Below are 26021 nucleotides of genomic sequence, written 5' to 3' on the forward strand. Positions count from 1 at the left end.
CGCTTGCGGTACTGGCCGAGCGGCCGCAGGCATTTTTCCCAACGGTTGTTCAACTAAAATAGTAGATTTTAGTTTTTATAACCCTACGTAGCCAAAGTTCTTTTATGCTTTTTAGAGTAAATTGTAATAACCCAAATTTACTGAGTTATTTTCTACTCCTATCCTTGTTGGCTATGGAACACCTAAAGAAATTAAAGGACTTAATGGAACTAAAGTTTAAAGATTATGACTCGTTTTAAACGAATTATACCGACCAATAAATGGAGCCACTGGAGTCCAGATAAAAAAATATAACGTAATTGACGAGCTCAAACTTGAAGATGTTTTTCTAATAGTTACCGATTAAACCAATAAGTAAACTTCAACGTCAAGGACCATAAATTGCCCTCGAGTGGTGATAATTGTTCATTGTTATTAAAAACCAGAAACAGGTCGGAGGCAGGGGCGTAGCGCCATTGCAACCTGGAGTTGATACCAAAATTGTTGCTCTGTTCGTTGTACTGAAACAAGGTGTTCCAAAACAGTTTATTGGTAAAGGTAATGTCCGCCTCGGTGCCCACCAACCAAAAATCGGTAGTGTACCATGGGTCGGGCAAATCCAAATTGTTGTAGCTAAGGTTGGCACCCAAACTCACGTAGGGTTGAAAACGATAGCCCAATTGTGCATTTATATTGGTTCGGTAGCCTCCAGAAAAGTAGCGTCCCAAACGGGTTGTCATATTATACGTAAACAGACTTTTAGGACGGGAATTGTATTGCAAATAAACCCCGTTCCAATGGTGTCGTGTACCGGCAGCCAATTCTTCCTTGCCCGTATTGGTAGGGTCAAAAGGGGCTAAAAGTTGTACATATTCGTTAAATACATCAACTCCTAAAGAACTTCGATTTATAAAGTTTAGCTCGTAGCCCAAAATAGATACATAATCCGTGGAGTTCATGCTTGGGTCAAAGTAGTAAAAACCTCTATATTTTGGGCCATGACTCACCACCTTTTCACTTGCGGGAAGAAACAGATGTCCTATGGAACCTTCTAACTTAATATAGTTGTTACGTGGTACAAAACCCACTTCGGAGGTGAAGTTTTCTGAGATATATTCCTGTTGTGCCCGCCAATTCCATCTTCTGCTCCTATATTCCAAATGGGCTCCTTGTGCAAAGCCGTTGTATGATGAATCGGGACCAAAGGATTTGAGCATAAACACCTTACCATTATACTTGTTGTCTGCGGAGGCTAAATTGTATTCTAACCCAAGGTTTCGGTTGAATTTGGTGTATTCCGTTTTAAGGCTATCGGCCAAGGCATTATAGTCCAACGATTCCTTGTTCACGAACATTAACCCAATATTGGAACGCGAGAACACCTTTTGTTGTAACGAGAGCACTGCAAAGTTTTGACTGGGCAAGCCAGTTTCGTCCACTTTTTCGGTCTGCATATCCATCACCCCCAAACGAAGGTTGCGATTCAGGTTACCGCTCACACGGGCACCTGCAATAATGGGTACGCCCAAACCAATTCGTCGTGAAAAGAACGGACGTATCTCATCGTATCCAAAACTGGCAAAGAGGTCGGCATTTTCAAGGAAAAACTGTCGTCTTTCAGGAAAAAAGAGCTCAAACCGGGTTAAGTTGGCCACTTGTCTGTCTGCTTCAACCTGTGAAAAATCGGGATTTAAGGTCAAATCTAAATTCAAAGATGAGGTAAGTCCCAATTTTACATCACCTCCCACCTTAAATTCATTATCATAGGTAATATCATCAATACTCGAATTGCCCACCGTACCCAACACATAGGGAATAAGAGAGTAGTTGAGCCCCTGTTTGGGTGGAGGATTGTCCCAAACCATTGTTCCCGTGTAAGCCAAGGATGCCGTAGGAAACTGTCTTGGAATAGGGGTCCAGCTCGATTTTTCGTTCGTGCTCAGGTCCAATCTCGAAAAATTGACGCCCCACTCGGTCACATCTTTTTCGTATCGGATGGATTTAAAGGGAATCGCCATTTCCACGACCCATTTGTCTTCATGGTTCTGAACCTCCGAAACCCATTTACTGTCCCAATTAAGGTCTATGCTGCCCCCATTGGACATGGTGCCATCCCACTGCGCGCCATACGCATTGGCCCCAAAGCTAAAACCCGTGGTCTGGTTATTGAACGGGTCCATGAACAAAAGAAAATTATCGTTCCCTCCAAAGGAGAAATCCCTTCGTAGCGATTCCACGACATAGGTGTTTCCGGGCGTTTTAAAAAAGGTGGCCAAAAGGTAAAGCCGTTTGTCATCATAGGCCATTTTCACCTCGGAGGGCTGGGTGGCCTTGCGGTCGTCCATGGGCAATACCATAAAAAAGTCATTGGCAGCTTCTGCTTTTTGCCATGTTGCCTCGTCTCCCTTACCATCTATGGTAAAGGTTTCACTGGTTTTGAACAGATGGATTTTGTAATCGGCATTTTTCTTTTGGGCATACGAAAATGCGCAAAAGAACATAGCAAAAGCTATGAGAACGGGGGTTGAAAAGGCTCGGATAATCATTGTTTGTTTAGTGCAGCAAAAGTAATGATTTACTTTCATTTTTAACAATGAATCAAAAACTGGATATGTAAAAGAATGTATATTTAGATTATGATATAGTTAGCGTTTTTTAGTCTTTTGACTTACAAACAAAAGTGGAGTGAAATGTTTTTGATTTTGCACTTATCGATTGGAATATGAAATCTGGTTTGGCCATAGGACTGATAACTTACATTATCCTATTACAAAGGCACCATAGCTTCCATGATGGGTCAAACTGACATTGAGCCGGTCTTTTCCATTGGTCAAAATGGGAACACCCATTTCATTCTTTTTTAACTGATATGATCCAGAAACAAAATGAAGCAGCCTTCGTTTTAGTTCTTCACTTTGGTCTTGTTGATCTATGTTCTTAAATCTTACCACTTTGGAACTCCATTTTTGTGTATGCAGTCTTGCTTCGGAGATGATATAATTTGAGGTCTCCCTGGTTTCTACAAAACACCGGAAATCGCTGAATTTTACAATTGCTGAAGAATTTTCAATAGCACATTCAAATGCCTTGGGATTATAAAAACGAGCAGGGTTTAGTTGTGTGTATAGTTTGTAAGATGCCTCCTTTATGCTCCATAATCGCCAGACCATCCGAAATGGATTTGCGGCATCTTGGATACACCCTTGTTCCGATTCCGAAAAAAGTTTGTTTAAGAACCGTGGCCGTTGCCAATTTGAAGCATGTCTCGCTTCGGCAAGATCAACAATGTCATTACCGACCATTAATTTTTAAATTTGGAAGTGACGATGTTCATGGCGGATTTCACATCCAGCATTTGCTCCATATCCTCATTCTCCAATCGGATATCAAATTCGTCCTCAATATCTAAAATAATGTCCACAAGATTTGCAGAGTTTATTTGTAGATCCTTCACAAAATCTGTGTCTTCGGATAAATTTTTGAAAGCTTCCTCATCTTGAACATAAGGTTCAATTATAGGTTTTAATTTGGCGATCAATTGTTCTTTCTTCATTTTTTTTAAAATGTAAGTTACGGTATAAATCGCTTAAATAAAACACAGGCATTTACATCTCCAAAACCAAAACTTGCTTTCGCTACTACATCAACATTGTAATTTAGGGATTGGGTCGGGACTTTGGAAATGGATATCAATTCCTTGATGTCGTCATGAAAATCTTCGCAATTGATGCTTGGTGCTATAAATTGTTCATTAATTTGAATGACACTTGCAATACATTCAATTGATCCCGCAGCGGCCAAACAATGTCCTATCAATGATTTGGTTGAATTGATGAAAGGAAAATCTTCACCACTTCTTCCCAATGCCTTGGTCCAGTTTTCAATTTCCAAAGTATCTTTGGAGGTGGCCGTAAGGTGCCCATTGATGGCATCTATTTCATCGGGGCTCATCGATGAATTCTTTAGGGCATTCGTTATGCATCGTTGTACAGCTTCCGGATTTGGTGCAGTTAAGGTACCTCCCTGACGTTGGCCGCCGGAATTGATTTCACCGCCCAGAACCTCAGCATAAATCGTTGCCCCACGTTTCGTTGCAGATTCCAAAGATTCCAAAACCATGGCTCCCGCACCACTTCCGGGCACAAAACCGGATGCCCTGGCACTCATGGGCCTAGAGCCTTTTTCTGGTTCGTCGTTGTGTTTGTAGGTCATAACGCGCATGGCGTCAAAGCCTCCCCAAACGTAGGGCCCGTGATCGCTACAACTACCTACGAGCATACGTTTTGCCTTTCCGTGGGCAATACGGTCGTATCCCATTAAAACGGCTTCAGTGCCTGTTGTGCAGGCCGATGAATTTGTAGTGACCTGATTGCCTAGCCCAAGCATACCGCTTAAATAGGCACTTATGCCACTGGACATGGTCTGTAAAACAACCGTGCTGCCCAACCGCCTTACATCTCCGTCATCGAGCTTGTAAATGGCTTCCCTAAATTTTTCGACCCCTGATGTTCCCGTTCCAAAAATAAGCCCTGAGTCGTAATCCAGCTGGCTCTCTGGATTCATATCAAATCCGGCATCTTTCCACGCATCAATACCAGCAATACAACCATATAATATACCGGAACTATTAAAGCCTCTTAATTGCAATTGCGTAAAATAGTTGGATTGCAATTCATCCGTTATGGTTGGCGTACCACCTATTTGGCAAGAAAAGTTGAGTTCCTTTAATTGCGGATGGAACGAGATACCAGAAGCCCCATTTTTCAAAGCTTCCGTGAATTGTGCAATGCCCACACCGTTTGGTGCAACTACTCCCATTCCTGTGATGACTACCCTGTTCTTCATTTTTGAAAATTGATTCGGATTAGACAAGCTCAGTGGAACTTTTAGTCGAGCAATTGCCTATAATTTAGGCCTCAAGCTACGATTTAAAAATGTCTTGATTTCGAAATTGATACTATTTACCAAAATCCAAATCAATAAAAAATGTTTCCTCGATTGGTTTTTAAGGTATGGTCAGGGTCGTGGAAATCAATGTCCCGTTTTTCCCCATGCCTTCGATGAACAGTGTTATCCCTTGGGCATCGGTTTTTGGAACTTTAAATGTCTTGGATTCGTTGCCCCTCAAAGACATGCTCGAAACCCAATGGACCACTCCAAAATTCTGGAATGTATTTCCAGAGGTCCCATATTTTGGGGAATAATAGCTTTTTACAGACTCAAACCCCAGTGGAGTATTGTAAACAAGTATTCTATCCTTGGGGGTTTTGGCAGCGCTAGTGTCCTCCAGCTGATCACTTTCCTTTGTGTATATTCTGATTACACCTCCTGCAGCACCACTTTCCCCATCGCCTGATCTACTGATATAATAGCTGTCCAAACGTGACAAGGGGTAATCATACAGTAATCTGTCCAAATCCATAAGCCGCACGTCATCTATATAAATTACTGGATATTTTCTGTTTCGGAGTGATTTTATCTGTACCCTATCGAACTTAGGTTCGTAACTTATAATAACTGAAAAACCATTATTCCGCAGCAAATCCAGCACACCGGGATACATTTTTGCGGTTTTATCGGTAACTTTTGTAAGCTTATTTTCGAACACAAAGGGCGTGGTAAACCTTCTTTTATTTTTTTCGGCAGAAACGGTTACTTCGTCCAGTTCAACTGGTTCATCATCCTGAAATAAATTGATGGGTTGTGATGTCCCTACATTGTTATCCGCCCAATTGTTAGGTCTTACTTCGCCCGGTATATTCGCCAGCCTGTCCGTAACCATATTGCTTCTAGCGGAGAGATACATCTTTGGTTTTTTTATACTGCCCCTATCGTCCAATATTGAAAGCCTAATAGCCTGCCCCTTTGTCGGGAATAGTCCTTTGATGCTAAATTCAGTTGAATCGGCATGAAGAGCAATCGCTGACCCTTGAAAATCTTCAAATGGATACACCATAAGCTTATCCCCACTTTTTATCTCGGACTGTATTTTTCCGAAAAGTTCGATACCCCTCTCAAACGGAAATTCAATTTGAATCGGCCCACCATACAATTCCTCCCAATCATATTTGCTCCATCCTTGGGTCAGTAGCAATACATCAAGTTCCTTTATTTTACTTTTAGTCACTTCCTTAAAGTAATAGGAAGGATTTTCTATGTGACCTTTGAGATACGGACTAAGGAGAAATGTACTAAGTATGTTTTGATCATGATCGTAGGCCATGGTTGCTTTGGGAAGTACCGATATACTGAGTTGTATATGCTTGCTTTTATCAAATTTACCTTTCAAGGTGATTGCTATCGAATCCTTTAGAATTTCAGCATCACTGATTTCAATGGTTCCTGAACTTACGGTTTTGTGGTTGAAGTAAAGTCGTTCGAGTATAGGTCTCCCATGCTGATCGAGCAACGTCAATACGTTCATTCCTTTGAATAGGCTTTCCTTATCAATTGTTACCAGACTGTAATCTTCACCTTTGGCAAATTGGATATCGAGCTTTTTTACAAGTCCGTCCTTTGATACCCATAGGATTAAATCCTCTTGAGCTTTTTCAAGTTTGGTTGTACTGCCCCGTCCAAAGGTCAATTGGAGGTTGGTTGAGTCCCTATCAACCAAATTAACATTGTAGCCTTCATCTGTGCTTAAAGGTAAAGGGAAGGTTTTTACGCTTCCGTTTTCAAAAGTTATTTCCGCAGAATACGTTAAACCATTTTTCGGTTCCAAAACAAAACTGGTCATACCTGAAGCAGTAGGTTCGATTATGTTCACCAACTTATTCTCTGAGTCTTTGACAATGCCCTTAATGAATTTTGCTCCGTAACCATCAATGTCTACGCATTTGACACCAATATTGTTTTTAATGCCCGAAATCAGCCTGCCCCCCTCTGGCAAAAACTGTAGATCGTAATCACTTTTTCCAGAAATCCGAGGGGAAATGGATTCTCCCTGTTGATATATTTTTATGTTCTGGACATAGGCACCGTCATCCTTAAAGTTTCGCATCCAATTGGTACTTGCCTTTATGTAATAATTTCCTGAATTCAACGTAGAATCTAACTCAATGTGTCCATCGGCATACCCTTTTGACGCTCTGAAGATTTTCTTTGTCAACTGCCTGCCAATACTATCATAGAGTCCAACATATAGATTGGTAGTTTCTTCGAATGGAAGCTTTTCCCGCTTATTGTATATATAGGCTTTGAACCAAATTTCCTCTCCCGTTACATATGTGCTCTTATTCAAGTGTAAAAAGAGGGTTTCTCTTTGTAAGTCGAAATATTCTTGAAAAGCTTTGGTGGCCTTTTTTTCTGCTGGACTTACTTGTCCATAGCACTTTAAGCAAAAAAATGAAGTTGAAATCAAGAATATCGCTAGCCGAATTCGTGATGTATCAATACTAAAAAGTAGCAAGCGCACTGATTTTTTTTAGGTTAAATACTTTGTTTAAAAATGTTTTTTTGAACATTTTATAAATGTAGGAATTTTCTATTAATTCGGTTGCTTGGAAATTACCCGCTGCGCTAAATTTTCAACATTCCCGAAATCGTCCCTCTTGCCACAAGCTGTTCCTTTTCGTTGAGCATTTTTACCTTACATTTCAATTTATTAAATCGAAATACCTCCTTTTCGGAATGCACAATGACTTTTTGGCTGGGCAAAACCGGCAAGTAAAAATCCATTTGATGGGAGGTCAAAGCTATTTGTGGTTTTTGGGACTTCGTTAATTCGTCTTTCACCAGATAAACCCCTAAACAGACCAAGCCTATTTGTGCCATACATTCCGTAAGTATGACTCCTGGAGTAACCGGGTTATCCTTAAAATGGCCTTGATAGAAAAACTCATCGCTTTTAAATGTATAGTGCCCTATAATCTTGTTTTCAGTAACTGAATCAATATCATCAACGAACAAAAATGGTCTTTGATAAGGTAATAGCGCTATGATTTCCGATGCCTTCATTTTAAACCAAATGTTCTCCCCCATCCACCGGAATCACAGTTCCCGTTATCCATGAGGCTTCGTCCTTTGTTAACAAATAAACCACGTTGGCCACGTCCTCTGGAGTGGTCAATCGTTTATTTGGATTTCGTTTTAATGTGTGTTTTATAATTTGTTCGCTACCGGGAATCATGCGCAATGATGCGGTATCCGTTACCCCAGCTTGAATGCAATTGGCCTTGATTCCATATGGTGCAAATTCCAATGCCATGTTTCTGCTAATGGCCTCTAGCGTTACCTTGGCTGCCGAAACGGCGGCATAACTCTGCCATGCTTTGGAATTGCCTTCGCTGGTAAAACTTAGTATTCGTGCATCTTCTGCAAACAGTTTTGCTTCAAAAATTGATTTGGTCCAGTCGTACAAACTAATCCCCATGGCCTGTATGGTCAATATGAAATCATCGTGCTTTAGTTCAGTTTTTCCGTCTGAAACCATAGGTTTGAGATTGCCTTTCGCAACGCTGTGTACCAATGTTCGTATTTTTTGATGAGTCCCTAAAATTAATTTTAACTCTTGTATTATGGCCTCTCTTTTCTGATGTTTGAATGCATCGCTGTTAAAAGCCTTGAATTGTACACCTTCTTGCGCTATCGTTTTAAATTCCTTGGATATAGCTTCTTCTTGCATTCTAGGATTGCGATGTACAATACAAATGTTCATGCCATGTTTGGCCAATTTTTTTGCTGTTGCCAAACCTAGACCACTGCTGCCACCAAGTACCAAGGCCCAATAATTTTTATCTTCAAATTCTTTCATATTACCACTCCAATAATATTCTCTGAGCAGAAAAACCAGGACCAAAACTGAGCATAATGCCTTTATCCCCTTTTGGTAATTTCCGGTCCATAAATCGTTCTAAAACATAAAGTACTGTGGCACTGCTCATATTGCCGTATAGCCTCAAGACCTCTTTTGTATCGTTTATATTTTTACCAAGAGCACCAAATAGATCCTCAACCGTTTGGACAATTTTCTTGCCTCCTGGATGAAACACTAAATGATCAACATCTTCAATGGTGAGACCATTTTTTTCTAAAAAAGGATGGATAATATCAGGAAAGTGATCAGCAATGGTCTGCGGAACGGATTGGTCCAAAACCATTTGCAGTCCCGTATTCCTTAATTTAAATCCCATCATATGCTCTGCATCATAGAAATGATACATGGCTTCGTCCTTAATTTCCGGACCAGTTTCATCTTCGTAAGATGATAGGATGACACTGGCGCAACCATCCCCGAAAATCGCAGCACTCACTATATTGACCATCGAGTAATCATCGAGCTGAAACGTTGCTGTCGGTGATTCTACAGCGATAACAACTGCGCGTTTATTAGGGTTTGCCTTTAAAAAATTCTTTGCATATAATATTCCCGAAACTCCTGCTGCACATCCCATCTCGGTTACTGGCAACCGAACAATATCCCGTTTTAACTTTAGACTGTTGATCAAATAAGCATCCAAAGAAGGTATCATGATACCGGTACAACTCACCGTGATGATGTAGTCCAAATCCGTTGGTTCCAAATTGGCTTTATCCAAAGCTTTCAACAAGCTTTTTTCTGCCAGTTTTATGGATTCTTTGGCGTAGATGTCATTTTTTTCTTCGAAAGAGGTTTTTAAAAACACCTCTTCGGGGCTCATTATGGAATAGCGTTTGTCAACAGCCGCATTCTCGAAAATCTTGAGGACTTTACGCTTAAAACGTTCTTCTTGCCCATCGAGCCAAAGCGCTACGTAGGGTAAAATGTCTTTGGTCTCTCTGGTATATTTTGGAAGTTGCTTTGCAACTGATGTTATCCGTACTGCCATATTAATTTCCTGCGTAGGCAGGAATCTTTTTTATTTCCTATTTCGAGACGCTTCGACAAGCTCAGCGTGACATTTTTTTCTAAATCAAATCCTTATTAGCCATTGGTAGCGGAATGCCCATTTCCAATTAATTTGTGATTTAAGGTTGAGTTGTTTGGAAACGCCGTCCAATTCTTTTCGCTTAAATGCCCTTAATATAGAGGTCAATCCATCTTGAACTATCATATGATTGGAAATGACCAGTCCCAACAATCTAAACAATCCATAAGCCATCCTGCTACGGTGTAAATCATTAATGACCATGCCCAGCTTTGCTTTTGAAACTATGGTCGTTAAAAGAGTATGAATTTCATCTTGATTCAAATGATGTAAAAACAAAGTTGAAAGTACAATATCGTATTCTAGATTTTGAAATTCTTGGGAAAAGACATCCAGCCTTTTAAATGTCAATTCATCATAATTTTCGGATAGCTCTACGGCATAGTCAATAGCATCTTGGTTCGCATCGATGCCGATAAGGTTAAAGGAATAGTTTTTTTTTCTTCCAAAATCCGCAATCAACCTTAAGATATCTCCATGGCCACAACCTAAATCCACAATGGTATACGCTTTATCCTTGGGTTGATTTTTTAGCAATTGGCGCAGGCCATCCAAGGTCACGTGATTTCCACCAAGCCACTTGTTTATTTTACCTAGTTTATCCAAGGCGTCCCTAAGTAATTCGCCCTTCATGGAAAAATCATCCATTAGTTCCATAGCATTACTTCTATATGTGGTGTTTACAAATAAACTCATTAAATTTTCATGGGTTTACCGTGGGTCATTCTAATGATTAATGGAATTAAAAAAGGAATCTTCCTTAAAACTACCAGTAATTTTGGTGCCAACCAATCTTGCCGGAATAAATAGGCAATGCCATGGCCTACCTTTAATCTAAGGCTGAAGGTTTTGTTCCAAGCTTTGGCATACTTTCGCTCCAATTCCGCTCGTGTATGTATTTTGTTTTGAAGATAGTCAATAATAAGTCCTGATGCTAATTGGGCACTTCTTATGGCCATAGCCATTCCGTTTCCGCATAAGGGATGAATCATTCCTGCCGAATCACCGCTCATGATCATATGGTTTTCAACTGGATTTTTGGTCGCAAACGAAATTTGACTGATGGTCAGTGGTTTATCAAACTCAGCATTGGATTTTTTAAACAACTCCCTTAAAGCAGAATTTTTGAAAAGCACCTCATTTTGAAAGGCATCAATGTCCTTATAGCGTTTAAATGCATTATAATTGGTGATGTAACATAAATTAATGTGGTTGTTCTCAACCTTGGACGCACCGCAATATCCCCCTTTAAAATTGTGAAGAGCGACCTTGTTTTGAGGAAAATCACCTGACATATGTACTTTTACACCTAGGTAAGGAGACTTTTTGGTGATAAACGAACGCTGCAACGTAGTGTCCAAATTAGATCGTTTCCCAAAGGCACCCATAGTGATTTTTGAAGTAAAGCTTTGACCTGATTTGGTTTGAACGTGAAAAACATCTTGCTTAAATGATACATCAACAACAGTATCCTTAATTATTGAAACACCATTGCTTAATGCCAACTTATAGAGTTGAAAGTCCATTTCGTAGCGGCTAATCCCGAATCCGCCCAGCGGTAATTTGGCCCTAATGGTTTTGTTGTTGTGTGTAGTAAGTTCAAAATTGGAGATTCGCTTTGCTCCAAATTCAAAAGGATCAAATCCCAAGTAATTCAAATAAGGTAAAACTTCGTTTGAGACATATTCACCACAGACCTTGTGTTTGGGAAAGCTGTTTTTTTCAATGAGGAGCACGCAGAAATGGTTTTGTGCCAAATCAATGGCACTGGTCAAACCGGACAAACCACCGCCGATAATTATCACATCAAATTGTTGGCTCGTCATTTATAAATATTGATAATGAACTACTCCACTAGTGAATATGAAGTATTTATGGTTCTTGAGGTTTAGATACTCTTTTTATAAAAGATGCTTGTCTCTGATATCTATTCCTGTTGCAATTAAAGTTACTGTTAATTTTGCAAGAAATGGATTTGGACCAGGTGTTCGAACCTAGTTTTTTTTTGAAATATATCAATTTGGAAGAAATATACTTCCATGACATTATGGATTCATTTTTTGAGATAAGGCAGAATACTCTTTTCAAAAATCAATTCGGGTTGTTGTGTTTTTCCGTTCCTAAAGTTTCCGGAGGTTATAACCGCCACCGTTTTTAACTCAGGAACCACAAAAATGTATTGCCCGCCAGCCCCTCTGGCCTCAATGGAATTTATGCTTTCACCATTGACTTGATAGGTATGGTGCCACCACAAATAACCATATCCATTTTTATCTGGCACATTTTCTAAATGGCGATATTCCTTAAACGAGTTGGCAACCCATTTTTTGGAAACAATACGTCTTCCTTTCCATTTTCCCTTGGCAAGATATAGTTCGCCAAATTTCAACATGTCTTTTGGTGTCAAATACATTCCGCCGCCAAAATAGGGGGTGCCTTGCAAATCTGTTTGTATGATGTAATTTGAGACGTCAAGTTTTTGAAAAAGATGTTGGTCCATAAACAGTTCCAAGGGGCCAGAAACAACAGAATCCATCGCAATGCCAAGTAAAAATGGATTCGCCGAACCATAATTGGCCTCTGTATTTGGGGTGTTCATCATAGGGGCTTCTAACACTGTTTTCACCCAATCACCGGTCGGCTGATAATGGTTCTCAGATGCCAATGAGGTTCTTTCTCGGGTATAATCATCGGCATCTAATCCGGAGCTCATTGTTAAAAGGCTTTGAATATCTATTTTGGATTTTAAACTGTCTTTTAGATACTGATATTTTTCAGGTAGAAAATCGAAGATGGATTGCTCTACGGTCGCAAATAACAATTCATCCTTTGCGATTCCTACTATGGCAGATGAAATGCTCTTGGATGCGGAACGCATATCGTGCGGAATATTCTCGTTGTAACCGTGAAAATAGTTTTCATAAACCAGTTTTCCTTCTTTTGAAATTAAAACGGAATGGGTGTTCGGGAATGAGTCCTTAGCAATATGTTTTTCCATTTCGGTAAGCTCTAGGGTGGAAGCTTTCTTCGGACTGACAAAGCCACCCATGTTCCAATCGGTTGTAGATTTTTGGAGGACTATCTCAGTGAGCAAATTCTCCCCTAAAAGAACCTCTAAGCGAATACCATTTTCAAATAGCTCTCCTTTAAACTGAAGTCCGGTTTTAAAATCGTTAAAAGAAATAACATCATTCTCTTTTTTAAAATTAGAACACCAAGTTCCCGTAAAACGATTGTCACCAAAAAATGGATACGCTTGATAATCATTACCTTTTCCATTTTCCACACTCAAATAGAAATCGAGTGATTTCAATTCATCCACCATCAATGGATTCCAAATTCCCGTAAACGTATTGCCCTTCGATTTGACAAGTTTTATGTGATAAAGAAGTAACCCGGACTTAATAAAGCCATTGATTTCCTTTCCGTTTTCCGATACTGTACCTTCAAAAAAATGATTCCCCGAAAAAGAGATTTTTAATTCTGGGTTACTTGTTTTTTCAAACGTTTGATCAACAATATTTCTGTTGTTGTAAATTTTGAAAACGGGATTTTCAGAATCCAGATTTTCTATAGCAACCTTAAGGTTGAATACCTTTGGAGTATTGAGTTTTCCTTCCCAACCTCCAGTATAATCGGCCATGTTTTGGCTAAAAAGGGTAAATGAAATAAGTGCGAAAAATAGGGTGGTGATGCTTTTAATTTTCATTTTTTGATTGATTTTTGATGAAGAAGCAAAGATGAAATTATATATAGCTGCAAAATTGTATAAAATTAACATCAGCTAATTTTTCTCAACAACGCTGTTGGGGTGGAGCGATAAACCCGTTTAAAGTTTGAGATGAAATGGCTCTGGTCGTAGAAACCACATTGATAACAAATTTCTGTCATTGAAAACTTGTTTGAAGCAAGCAGGCAAAATGCTTTGTTCAGTTTTACCAATCGAATGTAGTTGCCAAGACTTGTTCCAAAATACCGGTTAAATTCCCTTGAAAGATGCACTGGATGAATCTCCAACTTTGAACTTAAACTTTTTAAGGAATGATCAATTTGTTCCTCAAGCAACAATTCTTTTAATCGATTTACCCAAGCAGGTTTTTGTAAACTTTCTTCTTTTCCACTTTTTATAGCGTTGAAAATGGCAATCAAATGACTGTCAATACTCAAATTTGAATAGGGGTCGTTTATTTTACTCTCAATGAAAATTTGGTTCATTGAGTTTTTGATTATGGGGTTCTTTAAGTTGAGACTCCCTTCAAAATTGGTTATTTCAATGTCAAAGTTTGAAAACCAATCTTCGTTCATTTCAATATGAAAACCTCGTGTAAATTCGGCGGGTTTTATATTATAATGTGCATCTTGCCAGTTATGGAACAACAAATTTCCAGGTGCTAAATAATAGGATTCTTTTTTATTGGATTCAAACAATTTGCCCTGGAGCAGATACGTGAAATATGGATTCTCGTGATAATGCCAATCAACCTTCTCCTCGGTATACTCGGTATCGGTAACAATAAAGTTATTGAAAGCCGATTTTTGGTAATGTGTTCCGTAATACTCGCCGGGTTCTAGCTTGTCCATTATTTATTCAGCTTACAATTTACCCATATCCTCGAACAACGTCCATTCGTTCGGGTCCAAAACAATGGAATCGGGTTGGTCCTTGGTTTCGATTGCGATATTTTGGTTACGCTGGGTCACCTCGATTGTTTTGATGGTCATTTTACCATCTTTCACTAGACCTATTTCCAAAGGAAATTCAAATACGTGATGGTCTTGTAGTTGTTGTACTTTTAGGTTGACCTTTCCGTAGCTATAATCCCAGTTCCATTTCAATTGCGGATGTCCCTTTACAAACAGCCATTGTTGAAAAAATGATTCCAAATCCTCTCCTGAGACCTGTTCCATCACATGCCGAAAATCATCGGTAAGTACATTGCTGTTTTGATACGTAGCGTAATAGTTTCGGATGCCTTCCCAAAACACACCATCACCCAATTTGTAACGAAGCATGTTCAATACCCATCCTCCTTTTTGGTAGGTGTTGGTGCTTAACACCTTCATGGGGTCTTTTATATTGAGATCCACAATGGGGGCAGGATTTTTTCGGTAATAGTCAAATATTTGCTGTTTGTCGATGGCCAGTTCCTCTTTTCTGCGCTCATCGCCATACACACTTTCCAAATACAAAATACAGAAATAGGTGGCGAAGCCTTCACTGAGCCAAACATGGTTCCAACTTTTCTCTGTGGCAGAATTTCCGAACCATTGGTGGGCAATTTCGTGGGCAATCAAGGGCTCTACGGTTTTGTTGCCTGTAACTGAATTTTCAAAATAGGCTATAGTACCCGCATTTTCCAGTCCGCCCCATTGGGTTTTGGCCTGCATATTGGCCAGTTTGGCATAGGAATACGGCCCAATATGATCAATAAAATATTCGAGCACATTTCCAGCTACCGTATAATCTCCAAATCCGTCCAAACGGTTTTGTGGATACACCCATGCGGAAACCTCGATGCCGTCAATGTTGTCCACCAATCGCGAAGCAAACTCGGTAACCCCAATGGTCATCACTTTAGTGGCTACCGGAGCAGGTTCTTTGTAAATGGTAAGTTTATAACCGTTTTCCAGATTGCTTTCTTCTACTTTTTTGCCTGTTGCTACCACATCATACTGATCTGGAGCGGTGATTTGAAACTCCACGCTCGCCTTATCATAGGGATGATCCACAGTTGGAAGCCAATGTCTCGCCAAGTTGGGCCAATTGTCACCAAAAAAGGAGCGTTTGCCAAATTTTGTGGTATCAATGACCAAGCCTCTTTTTGGAACACCTTGATATTTGATAGTATAGGTTTGGATGGAATCTGAAGATGTCTTTGGAATAATATTGATTTTGTTGTTGATATAGGTGTAGTTGGCCTGAGCATCGTTTTCCAACACCTCGGTCACTTCCATGCCAAATTTGCCAGATTTTTGGATGAGGTCCAAGGAAAAAGGAACTACATTTTCTTTAAACTGAACGGTAATTTGGGCTTCTCCTTTAATTTCGTTGGATGCATCATTTAAATGAAGACCAAAAACATAGTTTTGGATATCGACGGATTCATTTTTCGCATACACATCCTGTGAAAACGAAAAATTGGAAAAAGTAACGACTAGAAAAAAGCTGAGTAAAATTCTGATGGACATAAATTCAAGTTGAAAGCCTTGGGCTTAAATTTTCACCCAATTTATCCATTTTAGGCCAAAACCTTTTCCATTTTTTCTTTTATCTGCTCCAAACACAAATTGCCCAAACTGCCTTCGTGAGTGTGTTCAATATCCCGTTTTGGTTTAAAATTGCCATTTTCAATGGCCTTACCCATGGTTTTGTAGGCATCGCGGAAGGGCATGCCACTTTTTACGAGCTCGTTCAAAGTGTCCACGCTAAAAAGGTAATCGTATTTGGGGTCGTCCAAAATGGATTTGTTCACCTTGATTTCTTTTAGGCTGAAGGTCATCATCTCCAAACAGGCGTGCATATCCTGCAAAGCGGGAACAATAACTTCCTTCACCAATTGAAGATCTCTGTGGTAACCACTGGGCAAATTATTCATGATCATGATCAATTGGTTGGGCACTGCTTGAATTTTATTGCATTTGGCTCTGATCAATTCGAAAACATCTGGGTTTTTCTTGTGGGGCATAATGCTGCTTCCCGTAGTGAGTTCGTTGGGGAATGAGATGAAATCAAAATTCTGGCTCATGTACAGACAAATATCCATCGCCATTTTGGATAGGGTAGCGGCAACGCTCGAAATTCCGAAGGCAGTGGCTTTTTCTACTTTTCCACGCCCCATTTGGGCGGCAACCACATTATATTTTTGGGTGGCAAAATCCATTTCGGCAGTGGTAAAACTCCTGTCAATAGGGAAAGAACTTCCATAACCCGCTGCACTTCCCAGTGGATTTTGGTCGGCAACTTTATGGGCGGCCTGTACAAAGTACAGATCATCCACCAAACTCTCGGCATAGGCGGAAAACCAGAGTCCAAAAGAGGAAGGCATCGCGATTTGCAGGTGGGTATATCCGGGCAATAATACATTTTTGTGTTTGTCCGCTAGTTTCATTAATAAGTCAAACAGTGTTTTTACCTGAGTTTTAATTTCGGTCAACTCATCTTTAAGGAACAATTGCATGGCCACTAAAACCTGATCGTTTCTGGAACGTGCGGAATGAATTTTTTTACCAGTATCTCCCAATTTTTCGGTCAACATAAACTCAATTTTGGAGTGCATGTCCTCAAAATCGTCCTCAATGGTAAAATTTCCCTTTTCAATATCCTTGGCAATGGCATCTAATGTTTTTACAAGGTCTTTGGCTTCGTCTTCAGAAACCAGTCCTACCTTGCCCAACATTTTTGCATGGGCCTTGGAGGCAATCACATCATATTTTGCCAATACCAAATCCAGTTCGCGGTCGTTGCCAACGGTGAAATGGTCTATTTTTTTATCGGTGCTGAATCCTTTATCCCAGAGTTTCATATTATTCTTTTTGTCATTCCCATGAAGATGGGAATCTTATTAAGTCGTTCTCGATTGTCCCTTCGACTACGCTCAGGGAACATTTCAAGAACTTAATTGTTTATTATAAAAATCCCGTTAGGGTTTTGATGTAAATATCTATTCCTTCTTCAATTTCATTTACAAAAATAAATTCGTTGGCTGAATGCGAACGAGTGCTGTCACCTGGACCTAATTTAACCGATTGACAAGACAATGCGGCTTGATCGGACAAGGTAGGGGAGCCATAAGTTTTTCTACCCAAGGCCAATCCACTTTTCACCAAATCATGGTCAGGATCTATGCATGATGAGTTCAATCGTAAAGAACGAGGTGTCATTTTGCAAGGCGCTTCTTTTTGCAAAATATCTGCTATTTCCTGATTGCTATAACAATCATTAACTCGAACATCAATCACCAAATCCACATGGCCTGGCACCACGTTGTGCTGGTTCCCTGCGTTGATTTGAGTAGTTGTTAATTTTACTTCGCCCAAAGCATCAGAAACTTTATCAAAAGAATAATTTTTGAGCCATTGGAGCACTTCAATGGTGTTGTATATGGAATTATTATCGTTGGGGTGAGCAGCATGCGAGGGAGTTCCGTCCACTACGGCATCAAAAACCACCAAACCTTTTTCGGCAATGGCCAAATCCATTAATGTGGGTTCGCCTACAATGGCCACATCAATTTTTGGAAGGATGGGTAGCAATGCTCGGATACTTTTTTCACCTGCATCCTCTTCTTCACCAGTAGCTGCCATAATTATATTATGACTTAGGTTTTCTTTCTCATAAAAATGAACAAAAGTGGCCAAAAGCGATACCAAACATCCACCTGCATCATTACTCCCAAGACCATACAGTTTGCCGTCTTCAACATGGGCATCAAAAGGGTCTTTGGTGTATGCACTGTTCGGTTTTACCGTATCGTGGTGAGAGTTAAGCAACAAGGTGGGCTTGCTTTCATCAAAATATTTATTGAAAGCATAAATGTTATTGTGCTGTCTTTGGATTTTAACACCAAACTCCTGTAGAAAATCTTCAATGGCATTCCCTGTTTTATCCTCTTCGCCCGAAAAAGAAGGAATACTAATGAGCTTTTTTAGTAGTTCAATCGCTTTCTCCGTTAAAATATCCTGAGTTATTTTCATAAGGTAAGTGTGGTATAATCTGAATTATTTGCTTCAAGCATATTGGTATTTCCTACGCAAACTTTAGATACCTCGTTGCGTAAAGCATAAAAGCAGTTATGCATTTTGGGAAGCATTCCATCTGCAATAATGCCATAGGCCAAAAGTTCATCATAACCTTTTGAGTCGATATGCTGAATCACAGAGTTTTCATCGTTAATATCCTGAAGCACTCCTTTTTTCTCAAAACAATAGTAAAGTGTTGTTTCAAATTGGTCGGACATGGCTATGGCCAGTTCCGCTGCAATGGTGTCGGCGTTGGTGTTCAGCATTTGTCCTTTGCCATCGTGGGTAAGGGCACAAAATATTGGTGTAAAACCTGCTTGCAATAATTTAAGAATACCGTAAGTGTTTACCACATCCACATCGCCTACATAGCCAAAATCAACATTTTTTTTGGGTCTTTTATGTGCTCGGATGGCATCGGCATCGGCACCGCTCATTCCAATGGCGTCGGTTCCCAATGCTTGTAATTGGGCCACTATTTTTTTGCTTACTAATCCACCATAGATCATTAGGGCAATGTCCAGAGTTTCTGCATTGGTGATACGTCTTCCGTTCACCATTTTGGATTCTATCCCCAATTGATTTGCTAATTCCGTGGCTTTCCTTCCTCCTCCGTGCACCAAAATTTTGTTTCCGTCCATTTTGGAGAAAAGGTCTAAAACATGTTTAAACCCTTGGGCATCTTCAATTAGGTTACCTCCTATTTTTACTATGGATAATTTTTGTTTCATTCTATGTATTTATAATTCCCCCATCAATGGTAACTGTGGTTCCGGTAATCCATGAACTATCATCAGAAACCAAAAAAAGCACAAGTTTAGTAATATCTTCAGGTGTCCCCAACCTTTTTAACAATGTAGCGTTTTTGGCATCCTCAACAGCAGTTTCTGGATGTTCAAATGCCTTGGCGGATTCCCATAATAAAGGGGTGTCAACCGGACCCGGACAAATGGCATTCACTCTAATTTTTGGTGCATAGTCCACTGCCATTTGCTTCATTAGGGCTACGGATGCCGCTTTTGAAGCACAATAAGCTGGGTGATTTGGGAAACTCTTAAAGGCGGCGATTGAGGCATTGATCAAAATGTTGCCTTGGGATTCTTTTAGTAAGAAGGGGAGCGCATATTTGCAAAGATAAAATATGGAGCTCAAATTAGTGTTGATGGTTTTTTGCCAGGACTCAATGGATAGTTCTTGAACATTTCCTAATCCAAGAATACCAGCATTCAACGACAGGATATCCAATTTGCCAAAAGTTTCAATGGCGGTATCGACCAATTTTTTGTTGTAAGATGGGTCGGTAATATCTCCTGAAATGAACACGGCATTATCCAGACCTTCTTCCAAAGCCATTCCTCTTTCTTGGTTTCTGCCAGAGAGTATCAACTTAGCACCTTCGGAGGAAAGCCCTTTGGCAATGGCCTTTCCCATTCCGCTTGTTGCTCCGGTCACAATACAGACCTTATCCTTTAGTTTCATTTGTTTTCCAATATTTTCTTCAATACAATTTGAGCTGAGAAAACCCTATTTTTTGCTTGTTCCACGACCAAGGATTGTTCACTGTCCAAAACAGCATCCTCAACTATCATATTTCTACGAACAGGGAGACAGTGCATAAACTTGGCATTTCCCAATTTTTCTTTTGTAATCGTCCAATTTTTGTCCTTGTTCAAAACCTTCCCATAATCGGAATAGCTGCTCCAATTTTTTACGTATACGAAATCGGCATCCTCGAATGCTTTGTCTTGGTCGCATTCAATTTGGCATCCTTGGGTCAATTCTGGATTAAGTTCATATCCCTCGGGATGGGTAATAACAAAATCAGCCTCCTGTAACTTCATCATCTGTATAAATGAATTGGCCACCGCATGTGGTAACGCTTTTGGATGAGGGGCCCAAGAAAGCACGACTTTGGGTTTCTTTTTTGTTTCGTTCTCTTTCAAAGTTATGGCATCTGCCAGAGCTTGAAGTGGGTGACCCACTGAACTTTCCATATTTACGACCGGAATCGAAGCATGTTTGGCAAAACCATTAATTACTTCTTCCGCTTCGTCTTTTTCTTTATCCACTAATCCCGCAAATGCTCTAATAGCAACAACGTCGCAGTATTGGGAAACCACTTGTGCGGCTTCTTTGATGTGTTCCGAGGTGCCCTGGTCCATTACCGTTCCATCCCCATATTCCAAAGCCCAACCTTCGTTTCCGAAATTCATGATCATTACTTCCATGCCCAAGTTCATGGCTGCTTTTTGCGTGCTCAAACGTGTCCTAAGACTATTGTTGAAAAACAACAAACAGATTGTTTTTCGTTTGCCCAAATCTTCAAACTGATAAGGGTCTTTTTTTAGGGTTATTGCTTCTTCCACCCAATCGGGGAGGGATTCTATATCGTTGACTGTTAAATAATGCTTCATTATAATGCTTTTTTCAGCGCTTCAAAAAATAGGTCTATGTCTTCTTTGCTGATGTTCAATGCAGGCAAGAACCGCAACAATTTTTTGTTTTTTGCACTTCCTGTGAACATGTGTTGCTCCACTATCATTTTTTTTCTGAGGGCGGCGATTTCAAAGTCAAACTCCAAACCAATCATCAATCCTTTTCCTTTTATGTTTTTGATTTCTGGAATCTCCGCAGCTTTTTCCTTAAAATAAACACCGAGTTCAGCGGCGTTCTCCGTCAAATTTTCATCATCCAAAACTTCCAGAACCGCAAGACATGCTGCACAGGCCAAGTGGTTTCCCCCAAAGGTGGTTCCCAAAAGCCCATAAGAGGGTTTAAACGATTCGTGAATCAATATGCCGCCAACTGGGAATCCATTCCCCATGCCCTTGGCAATAGAAATGATATCAGGTTTGATTCCATGATGCTGAAAAGCGAAGAATTTACCACTTCGTCCGTAGCCTGATTGTACTTCATCGGCAATAAGAACCACATTGTTTTCTTTACATTTTTCAGCAATGTACTGGAAGAATTCTGTGGTAGGTTCGTCCAATCCACCTACTCCTTGAATGGCTTCCAAAATTACAGCGCAATATTCATCAGAGACAATTGCTTTTTCAAAAGCTTCCTTATCGTTCAATGGTAAGAAAGTAACCTTTTGTTGTTTGTTGATTGGAGCATTGATGCTAGGGTTGTCCGTGGCGGCAACGGCGGCTGAGGTTCTCCCATGAAAACTATTGGTGAAAGCGATTACTTTGGATTTTCCTGTGTGAAAAGATGCCATCTTTAAGGCATTTTCATTGGCTTCCGCCCCTGAATTGCACATAAAAAGGTCGTAGTCCTCGCAGCCTGACATTTCTCCTAATTTTTTGGCCAACTCCTTTTGCAACGGATTTTGGACAGAATTGCTGTAAAATGCCATATTGTCCAATTGCTCCTTGATTCGTTTTACGTAATGTGGATGTGTGTGGCCAATGGAAATTACGGCGTGTCCTCCATAAAAATCCAAGTATTTTTCTCCTTTATCATCCCAAAGCTCAATGCCTTTAGCCTTTACGGGAGTGACATCATAAAGTGGGTATACGTCAAATAATTTCATTTTTATCCTTTTCTGATTTGACTGATTTTTTCAAATGAGGATACAATTCCCCTGATCAATGATGAGCTCAGGCCTTGGTGTTCCATTTCGTTCAAGCCTTCTATGGTACATCCTTTAGGTGTGGTTACCCGATCTATTTCTTCTTCGGGATGACTGCCTGATTCGATTAACAGACTTGCGGCTCCGTTACAGGTATGCATGGCCAATTCTTGAGCTTCTTTTGCATCAAACCCCAATTGAATGGCACCTTGTGTCGTGGCACGAATCAATCGCATCCAAAAGGCAATTCCACTAGCGCAGATTACTGTTGCAGCTTGCATTTGTTCCTCAGGAATTTCCATAGTATGGCCCATACGATTAAAAATGGCCTTGGCCAGATCAACCCGTTTTTTTCCAAGTTCGTTGCTGCAGATGCATGTCATGGATTTACCTACCGAAATGGCCGTATTGGGCATACTTCGGATGATGAACTTGTCCGAACCGATGGTTTCTTCAATTTTTGAAATACCGAATCCTGTAATGGTACTGATCACCACGTGTTTTTCGGTGAGCAGTTCTTTGGTTTCTTCCAAAATGGAAGCAAAATGCCCCGGTTGTACCGCAAAAACAAGGATGTCCGAATTTTTAACGGCTTCTTGGTTATCGGAAGTGACCGTTACGTTTCCGTATTTTTCAAATTCCTTGATGGATTCAGTGTTCCGTTTGGTGAGGTACATGGTAGTGGCTCCATTGCTATGCAAAATGCCTTTGGCAATGGCCAGTCCCAAATTTCCCGCTCCTATGATGGCTATTTTCATTTGTTGTTTTATTTGTCATTCCTGCACTTCGCTATACTCAGCATAAACTCCTGCAGGAATCTGAATTATTTGTACCCTTCGACTCCGCTCAGAGCACCTGTTTTAAAATACTCCGGCTTTTAACAACAGACCTTCGGTTTCCGGGAAACCGAACATCAAATTCATATTTTGTACCGCTTGCCCAGATGCCCCTTTCAATAGATTATCAATGGCAGAGGTAATCAAAAGGAGGTCATCGTGTTTGTGCAAATGGATGTGGCATTGGTTGGTATTCACCACTTGTTTTAAATGCAATGCTTCATCCGATAAATGGGTGAAAGCAGCATCAGTGTAAAAAGCGTTGTATAACTCCTTTGCTTCTTCCAAAGTGCCATTGTACTTAGTGTAAGCGGTGGCCAAAATTCCTCGGGTAAAGTTTCCTCGGTTTGGCAAGAAAAATAATTTCCCTACCGAGTTACCGAAAGAGCCTAAACTTTCACCGATTTCTCCCAAATGTTGATGGGTAAACGGTTTGTACCAGGATACGTTATTATTCCTCCAGCTAAAATGTGAAGTGGCGGATAGGCCAACTCCAGCACCGGTACTTCCGGTAACGGCATTGATATGAACACCATCGTTCAACAAACCTGCTTTTGCCAAAGGGAATAATCCCAATTGGATGGCAGTGGCAAAACAACCTGGGTTTGCAATCGAATTGGCCGATTGTATCTCTGCTCTATTCAGTTCTGGAAGACCATACACAAAGTGTTTTCCATCAAAATCAGCATCGTTTTGCAACCTGAAATCGTTGCTTAGGTCGATAACTTTTGTGTTTTCACCAAAAGTGTTTTCTTTCAAAAATGAGGTGGAATTACCGTGTCCCAAGCAAAGAAAAACAACATCCACTTCTGGATTTACCTCGCCTGTAAACTTCAATTCTGTTTGTCCCAACAAATCTTGATGGGCAGAGGTAATCGGCTTGCCAGCCCTCGTGGTGCTGTACACAAAATCGATTTCGGTCTGGGGATGATTGAGCAAGAGCCTAATCAGTTCTCCGCCCGTGTACCCCGAGCCTCCTATGATTCCTGCCTTGATCATGAATCTTGGTTTACGTGGTTTGCAATTTTTCCGGAGTTGGACAAAATCTTGATGAAACCTTTGGCCTCATCGGCCGTCCAACCTTTATTCATTTCACCATAACTTCCAAAGGAAGCGTTCATCAAATCGTGCTTGGAAGAGATTCCGTTCAATTCAAATCGGTAGGGGTGCAAGGTAACAAACACATCTCCCGACACATGTTTCTGGGTATCTGTCAAAAAGGCTTCGATGTTTCGCATGACCTCGTCCAAATAGTTTCCTTCGTGCAACAACATCCCATAAAAGTTGCCCATTTGCTCTTTTTGGTATTGTTGCCATTTGCTCAAAGTGTGCTTTTCCAACAAATGGTGCGCTTTTATAATGATCAAGGGAGCAGCAGCTTCAAAACCTACCCTTCCTTTAATTCCAATAATGGTATCGCCAACGTGAATATCCCTTCCGATTGCATATTTGGAGGCAATGGCGGATAATTTTTCGATGTTCGCCACAGGGCTGTCCTGTTCTCCATCCAAAGCAACCAGCTCACCATTTTTAAAGGTCAACTTTAATTCTTTGGGTAATTCTTTTTCCAATTGACTTGGGTAAGCACTTTCAGGTAAGGACAGGTGAGAGGTCAAAGTTTCGTCACCTCCTACAGATGTTCCCCACAATCCTCTATTGATAGAATATTTTGCCTTTTCCCATGGATAGTCGATTCCGTTTTGTTGCAGGTAGTTGATTTCTTCTTCCCTTGCCAATTTTTTATCCCTGATAGGGGTGATGATTTGAATTTCGGGAGCCAAGATTTGAAAAATCATATCAAATCTTACTTGGTCGTTACCTGCACCTGTACTTCCGTGGGCAATGTATTTGGCCCCAATTTTTTTGGCATGGTTCACAATCTCGATGGCCTGCACAATTCGTTCCGCACTTACCGAAAGTGGATAAGTGTTATTTCTAAGCACATTTCCGAAGATGAGGTATTTTACCACCTTGTTATAAAAGGTGGAAACGGCATCGATGGAGGTATAAGAGGTGGCACCCAGAGCAAGTGCTTTTTCTTCAATTTCATCGATTTCAGCTTTGCTAAAACCTCCTGTGTTTACACTAACGGCGTGTACTTCAAAACCCTCTTCTTGCGAAAGGTATTTTGCACAATATGAGGTATCCAATCCGCCGCTGTAGGCTATAACTAATTTTTCCATTTTTTTGATTCTTTAAATATAGTTGTCATACGGAGCGTTCTCGACTACGCTCGAATGGACGTTTATTTATCTTTCTTTTTAAGAAAAAGGCTTTCTTTTATGCTTTTGAGTCTTTTGAAGGCCTTTTTGTTGATTTTTTCAGGTTCTTGTTTTTGTGCTTTTGGGTCGTGCAACATTCCTGTGCAGAGGCACATTTTTCTGTCGGTACGTGTTAGAATGTCAAAATTCTTGCAGGTTTGACAGCCTTTCCAGAACTCAGGGTCGTCCGTAAGTTCGGAAAAGGTAACAGGTTTATAGCCGAGTTCGTAGTTCATCTTCATTACTGCCAGCCCTGTAGTGATACCAAAAATCTTGGCATCAGGGAATTTTTTTCGTGATAGGTCAAAAACTGCTTTCTTGATTTTCTTGGCAAGTCCTTGATTTCTATAATCGGGATGCACAATCAATCCAGAGTTGGCCACAAAGTCCTTGTTTCCCCAGACTTCGATATAGCAGAATCCGGCAAACTTATCTCCATCCAAAGCTATAATGGCATTACCATTTTGGAGACGTTTTATGATGTATTCCGGCGTACGTCTGGCGATACCTGTACCTCGGACTTTGGCCGAATCGGTGATGGTATCACTTATGATTTGTGCGTATTTAAAATGTGATTCGTTAGCAACAACAATTTCCATTGCAAGCGATTGTTCTGTAAAAAATTGAAAAAAAGTATTTGGAGATTTTGCGGAAATGGACTCACCTATTTCCAATAGTTATGTTGCACCCTTACGGGCGACGACGGCGGGGAGTAAACGGA

At 40.4% G+C, this 26021-nt stretch carries 23 protein-coding genes; all 23 read right to left on the bottom strand.

What is annotated here, in order from left to right; translation table 11 throughout:
- Positions 1 to 335: 335 nt before the first annotated feature.
- Complete coding sequence (locus D2V08_RS02325; protein WP_119606503.1) at positions 336 to 2525, bottom strand: DUF5916 domain-containing protein; 2190 nt, start codon at positions 2523 to 2525, stop codon at positions 336 to 338.
- 213 nt (positions 2526 to 2738) lie between these two features.
- A complete protein-coding gene (locus D2V08_RS02330) occupies positions 2739 to 3281 on the bottom strand; it encodes a 4'-phosphopantetheinyl transferase family protein (protein WP_119606504.1) in 543 nt (180 codons plus the stop codon).
- Positions 3281 to 3532 carry an acyl carrier protein gene (locus D2V08_RS02335; protein ID WP_119606505.1) on the bottom strand — a complete coding sequence of 84 codons (252 nt, stop codon included), beginning with the start codon at positions 3530 to 3532 and terminating at the stop codon, positions 3281 to 3283. Before D2V08_RS02335 ends, D2V08_RS02330 begins: the two co-directional genes overlap by 1 nt.
- A 17-nt stretch (positions 3533 to 3549) precedes the next feature.
- Positions 3550 to 4824, bottom strand: a complete 1275-nt coding sequence (locus D2V08_RS02340; protein ID WP_119606506.1) for a beta-ketoacyl-[acyl-carrier-protein] synthase family protein — start codon at positions 4822 to 4824, stop codon at positions 3550 to 3552.
- A gap of 160 nt (positions 4825 to 4984) precedes the next feature.
- Positions 4985 to 7222, bottom strand: coding sequence for a TonB-dependent receptor (locus D2V08_RS02345; RefSeq protein WP_147374052.1), 2238 nt, complete (start codon positions 7220 to 7222; stop codon positions 4985 to 4987).
- A gap of 278 nt (positions 7223 to 7500) precedes the next feature.
- Positions 7501 to 7938, bottom strand: a complete 438-nt coding sequence (locus tag D2V08_RS02350; protein ID WP_119606508.1) for a 3-hydroxyacyl-ACP dehydratase FabZ family protein — start codon at positions 7936 to 7938, stop codon at positions 7501 to 7503.
- Position 7939: 1 nt separating this feature from the next.
- Entirely contained in the window at positions 7940 to 8734 is a 795-nt protein-coding gene (locus tag D2V08_RS02355; protein WP_119606509.1) for an SDR family oxidoreductase, read from the bottom strand.
- Position 8735: 1 nt separating this feature from the next.
- Positions 8736 to 9788 (bottom strand): type III polyketide synthase, encoded by a 1053-nt coding sequence (locus tag D2V08_RS02360; protein ID WP_119606510.1) that lies wholly within the window; start codon positions 9786 to 9788, stop codon positions 8736 to 8738.
- An 84-nt stretch (positions 9789 to 9872) separates the two neighbouring features.
- Positions 9873 to 10583 carry a methyltransferase domain-containing protein gene (locus D2V08_RS02365; RefSeq protein WP_119606511.1) on the bottom strand — a complete coding sequence of 237 codons (711 nt, stop codon included), beginning with the start codon at positions 10581 to 10583 and terminating at the stop codon, positions 9873 to 9875.
- Positions 10583 to 11713: an NAD(P)/FAD-dependent oxidoreductase gene (locus D2V08_RS02370; RefSeq protein WP_119606512.1), complete on the bottom strand. Its 1131-nt coding sequence runs from the start codon at positions 11711 to 11713 to the stop codon at positions 10583 to 10585. Before D2V08_RS02370 ends, D2V08_RS02365 begins: the two co-directional genes overlap by 1 nt.
- A 227-nt stretch (positions 11714 to 11940) precedes the next feature.
- Complete coding sequence (locus D2V08_RS02375; RefSeq protein WP_182835465.1) at positions 11941 to 13596, bottom strand: serine hydrolase domain-containing protein; 1656 nt, start codon at positions 13594 to 13596, stop codon at positions 11941 to 11943.
- Between the two features lie 71 nt (positions 13597 to 13667).
- Entirely contained in the window at positions 13668 to 14468 is an 801-nt protein-coding gene (locus tag D2V08_RS02380; protein ID WP_119606514.1) for a helix-turn-helix domain-containing protein, read from the bottom strand.
- A 12-nt stretch (positions 14469 to 14480) separates the two neighbouring features.
- Positions 14481 to 16076, bottom strand: coding sequence for a M1 family metallopeptidase (locus D2V08_RS02385; protein WP_119606515.1), 1596 nt, complete (start codon positions 16074 to 16076; stop codon positions 14481 to 14483).
- 50 nt (positions 16077 to 16126) lie between these two features.
- Positions 16127 to 17410: an argininosuccinate lyase gene (gene argH / locus D2V08_RS02390; protein WP_119606516.1), complete on the bottom strand. Its 1284-nt coding sequence runs from the start codon at positions 17408 to 17410 to the stop codon at positions 16127 to 16129.
- Positions 17411 to 17513: 103 nt separating this feature from the next.
- Positions 17514 to 18581, bottom strand: a complete 1068-nt coding sequence (locus D2V08_RS02395; protein ID WP_182835466.1) for a M20 family metallo-hydrolase — start codon at positions 18579 to 18581, stop codon at positions 17514 to 17516.
- Positions 18578 to 19357, bottom strand: coding sequence for an acetylglutamate kinase (gene argB, locus D2V08_RS02400; protein ID WP_119606517.1), 780 nt, complete (start codon positions 19355 to 19357; stop codon positions 18578 to 18580). The genes D2V08_RS02395 and argB overlap by 4 nt, the downstream gene beginning before the upstream one ends.
- Before the next feature lies 1 nt (position 19358).
- Positions 19359 to 20105 carry an SDR family NAD(P)-dependent oxidoreductase gene (locus tag D2V08_RS02405; protein ID WP_119606518.1) on the bottom strand — a complete coding sequence of 249 codons (747 nt, stop codon included), beginning with the start codon at positions 20103 to 20105 and terminating at the stop codon, positions 19359 to 19361.
- Positions 20102 to 21040, bottom strand: a complete 939-nt coding sequence (locus tag D2V08_RS02410; protein WP_119606519.1) for a Rossmann-fold NAD(P)-binding domain-containing protein — start codon at positions 21038 to 21040, stop codon at positions 20102 to 20104. Before D2V08_RS02410 ends, D2V08_RS02405 begins: the two co-directional genes overlap by 4 nt.
- Positions 21040 to 22164 carry an aspartate aminotransferase family protein gene (locus tag D2V08_RS02415; protein WP_119606520.1) on the bottom strand — a complete coding sequence of 375 codons (1125 nt, stop codon included), beginning with the start codon at positions 22162 to 22164 and terminating at the stop codon, positions 21040 to 21042. Before D2V08_RS02415 ends, D2V08_RS02410 begins: the two co-directional genes overlap by 1 nt.
- A 2-nt stretch (positions 22165 to 22166) precedes the next feature.
- Positions 22167 to 22961: a pyrroline-5-carboxylate reductase gene (proC, locus tag D2V08_RS02420; RefSeq protein WP_119606521.1), complete on the bottom strand. Its 795-nt coding sequence runs from the start codon at positions 22959 to 22961 to the stop codon at positions 22167 to 22169.
- Between the two features lie 102 nt (positions 22962 to 23063).
- A complete protein-coding gene (gene argC / locus D2V08_RS02425; RefSeq protein WP_119606522.1) occupies positions 23064 to 24038 on the bottom strand; it encodes an N-acetyl-gamma-glutamyl-phosphate reductase in 975 nt (324 codons plus the stop codon).
- A complete protein-coding gene (gene argG / locus D2V08_RS02430) occupies positions 24035 to 25222 on the bottom strand; it encodes an argininosuccinate synthase (RefSeq protein ID WP_119606523.1) in 1188 nt (395 codons plus the stop codon). The genes argC and argG overlap by 4 nt, the downstream gene beginning before the upstream one ends.
- Positions 25223 to 25284: 62 nt before the next feature.
- Positions 25285 to 25899 (bottom strand): GNAT family N-acetyltransferase, encoded by a 615-nt coding sequence (locus D2V08_RS02435; protein ID WP_119606524.1) that lies wholly within the window; start codon positions 25897 to 25899, stop codon positions 25285 to 25287.
- Positions 25900 to 26021 lie beyond the last annotated feature (122 nt).

The organism is Flagellimonas lutimaris, assembly GCF_003581615.1.
Taxonomy (GTDB): domain Bacteria; phylum Bacteroidota; class Bacteroidia; order Flavobacteriales; family Flavobacteriaceae; genus Flagellimonas; species Flagellimonas lutimaris.

What these genes read in the sequence shown, in the direction of transcription:
- D2V08_RS02325 (WP_119606503.1), bottom strand. Translation starts at nt 2,525, where the DNA reads ATGATTATCCGAGCCTTTTCAACCCCCGTTCTCATAGCTTTTGCTATG.
- D2V08_RS02330 (WP_119606504.1), bottom strand. Translation starts at nt 3,281, where the DNA reads ATGGTCGGTAATGACATTGTTGATCTTGCCGAAGCGAGACATGCTTCA.
- D2V08_RS02335 (WP_119606505.1), bottom strand. Translation starts at nt 3,532, where the DNA reads ATGAAGAAAGAACAATTGATCGCCAAATTAAAACCTATAATTGAACCT.
- D2V08_RS02340 (WP_119606506.1), bottom strand. Translation starts at nt 4,824, where the DNA reads ATGAAGAACAGGGTAGTCATCACAGGAATGGGAGTAGTTGCACCAAAC.
- D2V08_RS02350 (WP_119606508.1), bottom strand. Translation starts at nt 7,938, where the DNA reads ATGAAGGCATCGGAAATCATAGCGCTATTACCTTATCAAAGACCATTT.
- D2V08_RS02355 (WP_119606509.1), bottom strand. Translation starts at nt 8,734, where the DNA reads ATGAAAGAATTTGAAGATAAAAATTATTGGGCCTTGGTACTTGGTGGC.
- D2V08_RS02360 (WP_119606510.1), bottom strand. Translation starts at nt 9,788, where the DNA reads ATGGCAGTACGGATAACATCAGTTGCAAAGCAACTTCCAAAATATACC.
- D2V08_RS02365 (WP_119606511.1), bottom strand. Translation starts at nt 10,583, where the DNA reads ATGAGTTTATTTGTAAACACCACATATAGAAGTAATGCTATGGAACTA.
- D2V08_RS02370 (WP_119606512.1), bottom strand. Translation starts at nt 11,713, where the DNA reads ATGACGAGCCAACAATTTGATGTGATAATTATCGGCGGTGGTTTGTCC.
- D2V08_RS02375 (WP_182835465.1), bottom strand. Translation starts at nt 13,596, where the DNA reads ATGAAAATTAAAAGCATCACCACCCTATTTTTCGCACTTATTTCATTT.
- D2V08_RS02380 (WP_119606514.1), bottom strand. Translation starts at nt 14,468, where the DNA reads ATGGACAAGCTAGAACCCGGCGAGTATTACGGAACACATTACCAAAAA.
- D2V08_RS02385 (WP_119606515.1), bottom strand. Translation starts at nt 16,076, where the DNA reads ATGTCCATCAGAATTTTACTCAGCTTTTTTCTAGTCGTTACTTTTTCC.
- argH (WP_119606516.1), bottom strand. Translation starts at nt 17,410, where the DNA reads ATGAAACTCTGGGATAAAGGATTCAGCACCGATAAAAAAATAGACCAT.
- D2V08_RS02395 (WP_182835466.1), bottom strand. Translation starts at nt 18,581, where the DNA reads ATGAAAATAACTCAGGATATTTTAACGGAGAAAGCGATTGAACTACTA.
- argB (WP_119606517.1), bottom strand. Translation starts at nt 19,357, where the DNA reads ATGAAACAAAAATTATCCATAGTAAAAATAGGAGGTAACCTAATTGAA.
- D2V08_RS02405 (WP_119606518.1), bottom strand. Translation starts at nt 20,105, where the DNA reads ATGAAACTAAAGGATAAGGTCTGTATTGTGACCGGAGCAACAAGCGGA.
- D2V08_RS02410 (WP_119606519.1), bottom strand. Translation starts at nt 21,040, where the DNA reads ATGAAGCATTATTTAACAGTCAACGATATAGAATCCCTCCCCGATTGG.
- D2V08_RS02415 (WP_119606520.1), bottom strand. Translation starts at nt 22,164, where the DNA reads ATGAAATTATTTGACGTATACCCACTTTATGATGTCACTCCCGTAAAG.
- proC (WP_119606521.1), bottom strand. Translation starts at nt 22,961, where the DNA reads ATGAAAATAGCCATCATAGGAGCGGGAAATTTGGGACTGGCCATTGCC.
- argC (WP_119606522.1), bottom strand. Translation starts at nt 24,038, where the DNA reads ATGATCAAGGCAGGAATCATAGGAGGCTCGGGGTACACGGGCGGAGAA.
- argG (WP_119606523.1), bottom strand. Translation starts at nt 25,222, where the DNA reads ATGGAAAAATTAGTTATAGCCTACAGCGGCGGATTGGATACCTCATAT.
- D2V08_RS02435 (WP_119606524.1), bottom strand. Translation starts at nt 25,899, where the DNA reads ATGGAAATTGTTGTTGCTAACGAATCACATTTTAAATACGCACAAATC.